A 6,256-nucleotide genomic window follows, 5' to 3' on the forward strand; every position below is an offset into this window, starting at 1 on the left:
ACCCGTAGATGTTGAGTGTGCCGGCGAGGGCCTCGTCGACGGCGAGCGGCGCGGACAGGAAGCTGCGCATGCCGGCCTGGTCGAGATTGTCCGCGACCGACGGCCATCGGGCCGCGGCCTCCCCCAGCCGGGCCTTGACGACCTTCCGCGTTCCGGCGACACCGAAGTAGTCGCCGTCGATGGCCTGGAAGTTCTGAATGTCGATCTCACGGACCGCCTCGTCCGTGTACGCGACGGTCACCACCCGTCCGTCGCGCAGCAGCGATATCCCGGCCATGTCGGCGTCGGCGATCGCGTCCACCACCTGATCGCAGACCCGCTGAAGCAACAGGCTCATCTCCACCTGCGAACCGGAATTGCGATTGAACTCGTCCAACGCGGTTGCCAAGGAGCCCAACTGGGCAGCGATCGTCGCGCTGTCGAGATCAGGGGACATCGACGACTCAGGGCGCTCACCCGCAGTCTCGGTCATTCTCGGATACACCTCAAATTTCGGGTGTAACCGACAGGACACCCACTGAACGAACGCAGCAGTTGTCTCTACCGTCGAGAAGACTTTACTCGACCCGGGGACCGCCTTCGTCCACCGATCCCGTCCCGGACGGTGAGGGGGGAGATTCCCCGGTCAGCAAACTCAGCGCCGCCGCCGACGGCCGGAGGATGCTTCCGGCGCTCATCGACGAACCCCGGGTGAGACCGCGGTGGGAGGACACCGCATCCTCGAAGTTGCGGAGCCGTTCCTCCGCGGCCCGACAGGCGGCGACATGAGCGTCGCGGCTGTCGGCGAAGGCGAATTCGGCTCGGATCACGTCTGCCAGTGCGTCCACGAACGCGGCCGCGCTCTCCCGGATCTCCGGGTCGAGAGGACCGAACGGGGGTTGCGGTGCCAGCGCCAGCGAGGTGGCGCGCGCTCTTCCCCGTCCAGGCCACGGCGTCCAGGGCGTCGTCGAGATCAGTGCGTTCACGGCCACCCCGGTGCCGGCGCCGAGCGCGATCGCCAGGTGCCGTGCGCCCGAGTCGCGGCAGCACCAACCGACACGGTTCGAACGCGGCGCCTCCGGGTATGCCGGGCACTATGAACACCCACGTGACCGCGACGCACCTGCAGACACTTCTCGATTCGCCACTGCCGGATCCCGCCCTGATCCTGCAGAGCGGCGCCCCCACCATCGTCGATTCGGGTGAGCTGGGCGACGAGCATCAGTCCCTGGTCATCGTGACCCGGGCCGAACTGCGCGAGCAACTCCCGCAAGACCGCGACTGCTCGCAGAGCGATCTGGAGTTCCACGCCGCGTCGCTCGAATCGACGGTCGCGGGTTTGGGTGGCTGACCCGGGGTGTTCAGCCGCCGCCCAGTTGCTCCCGCAGTCCGGAGAGGGTGCGCGCCAGAATCCTCGAGACCTGCATCTGTGAGACGCCCACGCGCTGGGCAATTTCCGTCTGGGTCATCGATCCGAAGAACCGCAACATCAGCACGCGGCGTTCGAGCGGCGGAAGTTTCTGCAGCGCCGGCCGCACGGCGGCGTGACTTTCCACGTTCGCGAGCTCCGGATCCTCCTCGCCGAGCGTCTCGGCGAGGGGAAGGTCGTCGGGATCATCACCCATGGCCGCATCCATCGACAGTGTTTGGTAGGCATTTTTTGCGAGCAGGCCCTCGGATACTTCGCGGACGTCGAGTTCGAGTTCGGCGGCGATCTCACTGGCCGAAGGTGACCGTCCCAGTTCCTGCGACAGCTCGTCGACGGCCTTGGTGATCAACGCGTGGAGTTCCTGCATGCGCCGGGGCACCCGCATCGACCAGCCGGTGTCGCGGAAATACCGGCGAACCTCGCCCATGATCGTGGGCACTGCGTAGGACACGAAGTCGAAGCCACGGTCCGGATCGAAGCGGTCGACGGCCTTGACCAGCCCGAGCCGGGCGACCTGCAGCAGATCCTCGTGCGCCTCGCCGCGCCCGCCGAATCTTCGGGCGATGTGATCGGCGAGCGGAAGGCAGCGTGTGATGACTTCGTCGCGCAGCGCGGACGCCTCCCCGGACGACGCGTCCAGGGCTCGCAGGCGCGCCACCGTGGGCGCCACGTCCTTGTAGTCGTCTCTGCCGGGACGGTGCCGCTCGCTGCGTTCCGAAACCGGTGACACTAGATGGTGCCCCGGTATTTGACCAGTTCCACCGCCACGGTCCGTTCTACGGACCCGTTGCCGACGGGTCCCTCCGATACCGAAACCGCATTCATCAACGTCTCGAGCACGTGCCAGCCGAAGCTTTCCCGGTTGGGCACTCCACCGCGGGTGAGGGGTGCACTGATCGTCACGTGCAACCCAGTCTCGGTGACGGCGAACGAACACGTCAGTTCGGCACTTCCCGGCGTAGCCGCGATCAGCTCCGAACACACCTCGTCCACGGCAAGTTTGATATCGGCCACGTCGTCGAGCGTGAAGTCTCCCAGAACGGCGAGAGTCTCCGCGACGGCGCGCACCACAGGCAACTGTTCGAACTCCGCCGCCACACGAAGCTCCACGGGCACACCGGATCTCGTTTTCATTCGTCTAACCTCGTCGACCTCGGCCATCTGCACTCCACGTCTGTGTCGTCGGTTTCTGCGACTCCTCGGCAGCGTACCCAGCTGCCGCGACCCTCAACCCGCCGGCGAACGAAAGTGCGAGCGCGTGCCGAATGCGTCCCGACTTGCGGGTTCGACGAACTCGATTCGGTGGGCTCAGGCGATCCGGACGTCGCGCGCCTGGTCGCCGGTCTCGGTGCGGCAGACGGCGAAGCTGACGCGCTGCCCTTCCTCGAGAATGCGGTGGCCGTCGCCGGCGATTTCGGAGACGTGCACGAAGATGTCGTCGGATCCGTCGGCCGGGGCGAGGAAACCGAAACCCTGTTCGGCGTTGAACCATCGCACCGTGCCCGTGCGCAATGCCGTCGACTGCCGCGCAGGCAGCGTGTGCCCGGCACTCATCGTGCCGCCCTTCGATCGGCCAGGCCGTGGAGCGCAGCGCCGCCCCCCAGACTCGCAACGAGCAGAACCACAAGCAGAGTCACGTTGAGCATTGCTCCTCCTCGGCGTGCGCACGGTCGACCCTTTGGTCGAATCAGACCGAAAATAGTGCCTCTCTTGTGGGTACGGGGCGATTCGGGCGGAGCGTTTGCACAATCGAGATCTGCCGACCACAGCGCATCCGCTATCGACACCGCAGAAGATCTGATTTGCTCGACATAGATTTTGTAGTACGGTCGTGTTGTCGGAACTTCAGCGATCGAGTCAGGAACGTTGTTCGGCACGATCGCAGGTTGCGGCGAGGCGGGGTCCCGGCGATTCGAGACTCCTCTCCACGGGTACGCGGTGAGTCATCCGGCGCCTCGCCCCCCGACAACCCAGGGGGCACCCAATGCCTCGAAGTTCCGCCGGCAGGTAGTAGCGAAAGAGAGGACCGAGAATGTCGAAGTTCACCGTGCCAGGTCTTTCCGACGATCAGGGCGCGCGAGTCGCCGACATACTTCAGAAGCGGCTCAGCGCATACAACGATCTGCATCTGACGCTCAAGCACATTCACTGGAATGTCGTGGGTCCGAATTTCATCGGCGTGCACGAGATGATCGACCCGCAGGTCGAGCTGGTACGGGGCTACGCGGACGCCGTCGCCGAACGCATCGCCGCGCTGGGGAAATCGCCCGACGGAACCCCTGCCGCAATCGCCCGCGACCGCACATGGGACGACTACTCGGTGAAGCGGGACACAGCGCAGGCGCACCTCGGTGCACTCGACCTCGTCTACAGCGGTGTCGTCGAAGACAACCGCAAGGCGATCTCCGAGACCGGCGACCTCGACCCGATCACCGAGGATCTGCTCATCGGGCAGACCGGTGAACTCGAGAAGTTCCAGTGGTTCGTACGCGCCCACCTCGAGAATTCCGGCGGCAGCCTGTCCAACGACGGCGCGCACTCCGAGAAGCAGGCAGCCGCGCAAGCGCGGTGAGTACCCACAATTCTTCCGCCCACAACCGAAAGGTGACGAACATGGCTGAGAACAACAGCGGTCCCGCAGAGGCCGTCAAGGGCGTCGTCGAAGACGTCAAGGGAAAAGCGAAGGAAGCCGCGGGTGCGGTGTCCGGTCAGGACGACCTCACCCGCGAGGGCAAGGCGCAGCAGGACAAGGCGGCGGCCCAGCGCGAGGCGGCCGCAAAGGAAGCCGAAGCCGAGAAGGCCCGAGGCAAGGCCGAAGCGCAGGAAGCACGCCAGCGCGCCGAACAGTGAGACGGTGCGGGCCGGTTCACGACCGGCCCGCACCGAGCGTCTCTTCTCCGAGTGGAATCGGCAATCGCCGGTCACCACTCTCCCCCGAAAGGACTGATACGTGCTAGGACTGGGAATTCTGGGCTGGATCATCATCGGCGGCCTCGCCGGGTGGATCGGCAGCAAGATCATGAAGACCGACGCTCAGATGGGCATCATCCTCAACATCGTCGTCGGAATCGTCGGCGGCCTCCTGGGCGGCTTCATCCTGAGCCTCTTCGGCACCGACGTCGAAGGCGGCGGTCTCTGGTTCAGCTTCTTCACCTGCCTCCTCGGCGCGGTGATACTCCTGTTCCTGGTCAAGCTCGTCACCGGGCGAAGCGCGGCCGGGCGACGCTAGTCCCCGTACTCCGGAACCGGGCCTGTCCATCTCACGATGGGCAGGCCCGGTTTTCGTCACGTATTCCACACGAAATCGTGCCCTCGAGGCCGTCAATGGGGTACTCGTGGGGGATGGACAGTCGAGGACCGGATCGGGACGATGCGAACTGGAAYTTCCGCGCCAGGCACGAGACCGAGACTCAACGACTCGACCGGAACTGGAGCGGCCTTCTCCAGGAACTTCGCGTCGTGCAGACCGGTGTGCAACTCCTCACCGGGTTCCTGTTGACATTGCCGTTCCAGGAACGTTTCGAGGACCTCTCGGACAGCGAGGTTGCCATCTATCTGGCAACGGTCGCTCTGTCGGTGACGTCCACCATGCTCCTGGTGGCCCCTGCCGGCCTGCACCGCCTACTCTTCCGCCGGCACGCTCTCCCCGATCTCGTCTCTGCGTCGCATCGCCTCGCGATCTGCGGCATCGCCACCCTCGGGCTGGCGCTGATCGGCGTGGTCGCGTTGATCTTCAGCTTCGTGATCTCACCCGTCGCCGGAGCCGTCGCCGCCGCAGCGGCCCTCGCGATGTTCTGTGGACTCTGGGGCTTCGGCACAATCCTGCAGTCGAGGCATCGGTGAGCCGGCCGGCGAGGCATTGTGTTTTGCCGGTAAGGCTTCCGGGTAGGCGGAGCGGAGACGAGAAAGGAGCACGGACATGACCGAAATCCATCGCGGCGATGCCCCGCGGGTCCAGCCACCCGACGCTGCACACGATCTCGACGAGCTGTCGACGGTCCAACTCGTCGAACGACTCACCGATCAGGTCACGGGACTCGTACGGACCGAGATGACCCATGCCCTCACCGAAGTGAAAGACAAGGGAACGCGCTTCGGGATCGGAGCAGGAGTCTCCGGAGCGGGCGTGCTGGTCCTGCTGTACGGATTCGGGGCCCTCGTCGCCACCGCAATACTGGGACTGGCGACGGCACTCGACCCGTGGCTGGCCGCATTGATCGTGGCCGCCGTGCTGATCGTGGTGGGCAGTGTCGTGGCGGCGGTCGGAGCCCGCCGCGCCAAGAACGCGCTGCCGCCCGTACCCGAGCGGACGGCGAACAGCGTTCGCACCGACGTCGACACCGTCAAGGAAGGTCTTCGATGACCGACCCACAGCCTCAACCGGAACCTTCGGTCGCCGAACAACGGGCCGCTCTCGCATCCACGGTGGATGCGCTGCACCGCAAAGTGGACGTGCCCGCCCGCGTGAAAGCCGGCGCGCGCCACGAACTCGACCGGGTCCGGCAGCAACCCCGTGGTGTCGCGGCCGCCGGACTCGTGAGCGCATTCGTCGTCGCCTACGTCGCCGTGCGACAACGCCGTCGGCACAGCCACTGAAGGAGAGCATGAACATGACCAAGGACACTCACGGAGAGACGGACGAGCCCAAGGGTGGCCGTCCCGGTCCCGCCGATCACGGCAAGGACGGCGGCATGGCGACGCGCGAGAACGCACCCGAGTTGGCGGAGGACTCCGCCGACGCCGAAACCGAGACCGACTGATGAAACTCAGATCACCGCTCGCGCACAGGAGGACTGTAGTGACGTATCAGCCGGACAACGGACCCAGCCGGGAATTGAACTCCGAGCA

The 6,256-nt window shown here is 65.6% G+C and carries 13 protein-coding genes; 8 read left to right on the forward strand and 5 right to left on the reverse strand.

Annotated features, from left to right (window positions below):
• A partial coding sequence (locus tag AC1D1G_RS39965) for a GAF domain-containing protein (RefSeq protein ID WP_477956357.1) occupies positions 1 to 472 on the reverse strand: 472 nt, incomplete at its 3' end.
• Between the two features lie 85 nt (positions 473 to 557).
• Entirely contained in the window at positions 558 to 965 is a 408-nt protein-coding gene (locus tag AC1D1G_RS39970; RefSeq protein ID WP_477956358.1) for a hypothetical protein, read from the reverse strand.
• Between the two features lie 122 nt (positions 966 to 1,087).
• Between AC1D1G_RS39970 and AC1D1G_RS39975 the strand changes: the two genes are divergently transcribed.
• Positions 1,088 to 1,330, forward strand: a complete 243-nt coding sequence (locus AC1D1G_RS39975; protein WP_411194542.1) for a hypothetical protein — start codon at positions 1,088 to 1,090, stop codon at positions 1,328 to 1,330.
• 10 nt (positions 1,331 to 1,340) lie between these two features.
• On the opposite strand, the gene AC1D1G_RS39980 is transcribed toward AC1D1G_RS39975, so the two are convergent.
• The 3 genes from AC1D1G_RS39980 to AC1D1G_RS39990 all read right to left on the reverse strand — a co-directional run bounded on the left by AC1D1G_RS39980 (position 1,341) and on the right by AC1D1G_RS39990 (position 2,962).
• Positions 1,341 to 2,138: a SigB/SigF/SigG family RNA polymerase sigma factor gene (locus tag AC1D1G_RS39980; RefSeq protein WP_105417455.1), complete on the reverse strand. Its 798-nt coding sequence runs from the start codon at positions 2,136 to 2,138 to the stop codon at positions 1,341 to 1,343.
• Positions 2,138 to 2,569, reverse strand: coding sequence for an ATP-binding protein (locus tag AC1D1G_RS39985; protein ID WP_005246240.1), 432 nt, complete (start codon positions 2,567 to 2,569; stop codon positions 2,138 to 2,140). Before AC1D1G_RS39985 ends, AC1D1G_RS39980 begins: the two co-directional genes overlap by 1 nt.
• Before the next feature lie 147 nt (positions 2,570 to 2,716).
• Positions 2,717 to 2,962 carry a cold-shock protein gene (locus tag AC1D1G_RS39990; RefSeq protein ID WP_009472643.1) on the reverse strand — a complete coding sequence of 82 codons (246 nt, stop codon included), beginning with the start codon at positions 2,960 to 2,962 and terminating at the stop codon, positions 2,717 to 2,719.
• A gap of 478 nt (positions 2,963 to 3,440) precedes the next feature.
• Between AC1D1G_RS39990 and AC1D1G_RS39995 the strand changes: the two genes are divergently transcribed.
• From AC1D1G_RS39995 to AC1D1G_RS40025, 7 genes are all read left to right on the forward strand, one after another.
• The gene (locus AC1D1G_RS39995; RefSeq protein WP_037232228.1) at positions 3,441 to 3,980 is read left to right on the forward strand and encodes a Dps family protein; all 540 of its coding nucleotides are present in this window, start codon (positions 3,441 to 3,443) and stop codon (positions 3,978 to 3,980) included.
• A gap of 41 nt (positions 3,981 to 4,021) precedes the next feature.
• A complete protein-coding gene (gene mbp1, locus AC1D1G_RS40000; RefSeq protein ID WP_005570747.1) occupies positions 4,022 to 4,258 on the forward strand; it encodes a microaggregate-binding protein 1 in 237 nt (78 codons plus the stop codon).
• A 100-nt stretch (positions 4,259 to 4,358) separates the two neighbouring features.
• A complete protein-coding gene (locus tag AC1D1G_RS40005) occupies positions 4,359 to 4,637 on the forward strand; it encodes a GlsB/YeaQ/YmgE family stress response membrane protein (RefSeq protein ID WP_280783176.1) in 279 nt (92 codons plus the stop codon).
• 113 nt (positions 4,638 to 4,750) lie between these two features.
• A complete protein-coding gene (locus AC1D1G_RS40010) occupies positions 4,751 to 5,251 on the forward strand; it encodes a DUF6328 family protein (RefSeq protein ID WP_283332452.1) in 501 nt (166 codons plus the stop codon).
• Positions 5,252 to 5,327: 76 nt separating this feature from the next.
• Positions 5,328 to 5,771 (forward strand): phage holin family protein, encoded by a 444-nt coding sequence (locus AC1D1G_RS40015; protein ID WP_477956359.1) that lies wholly within the window; start codon positions 5,328 to 5,330, stop codon positions 5,769 to 5,771.
• Positions 5,768 to 6,004, forward strand: a complete 237-nt coding sequence (locus tag AC1D1G_RS40020) for a DUF3618 domain-containing protein (protein WP_283332453.1) — start codon at positions 5,768 to 5,770, stop codon at positions 6,002 to 6,004. The genes AC1D1G_RS40015 and AC1D1G_RS40020 overlap by 4 nt, the downstream gene beginning before the upstream one ends.
• A 14-nt stretch (positions 6,005 to 6,018) precedes the next feature.
• Positions 6,019 to 6,168, forward strand: a complete 150-nt coding sequence (locus AC1D1G_RS40025) for a hypothetical protein (protein ID WP_280783172.1) — start codon at positions 6,019 to 6,021, stop codon at positions 6,166 to 6,168.
• Positions 6,169 to 6,256: the final 88 nt, after the last annotated feature.

This window comes from Rhodococcus sp. P3_B8 (assembly GCF_056402775.1).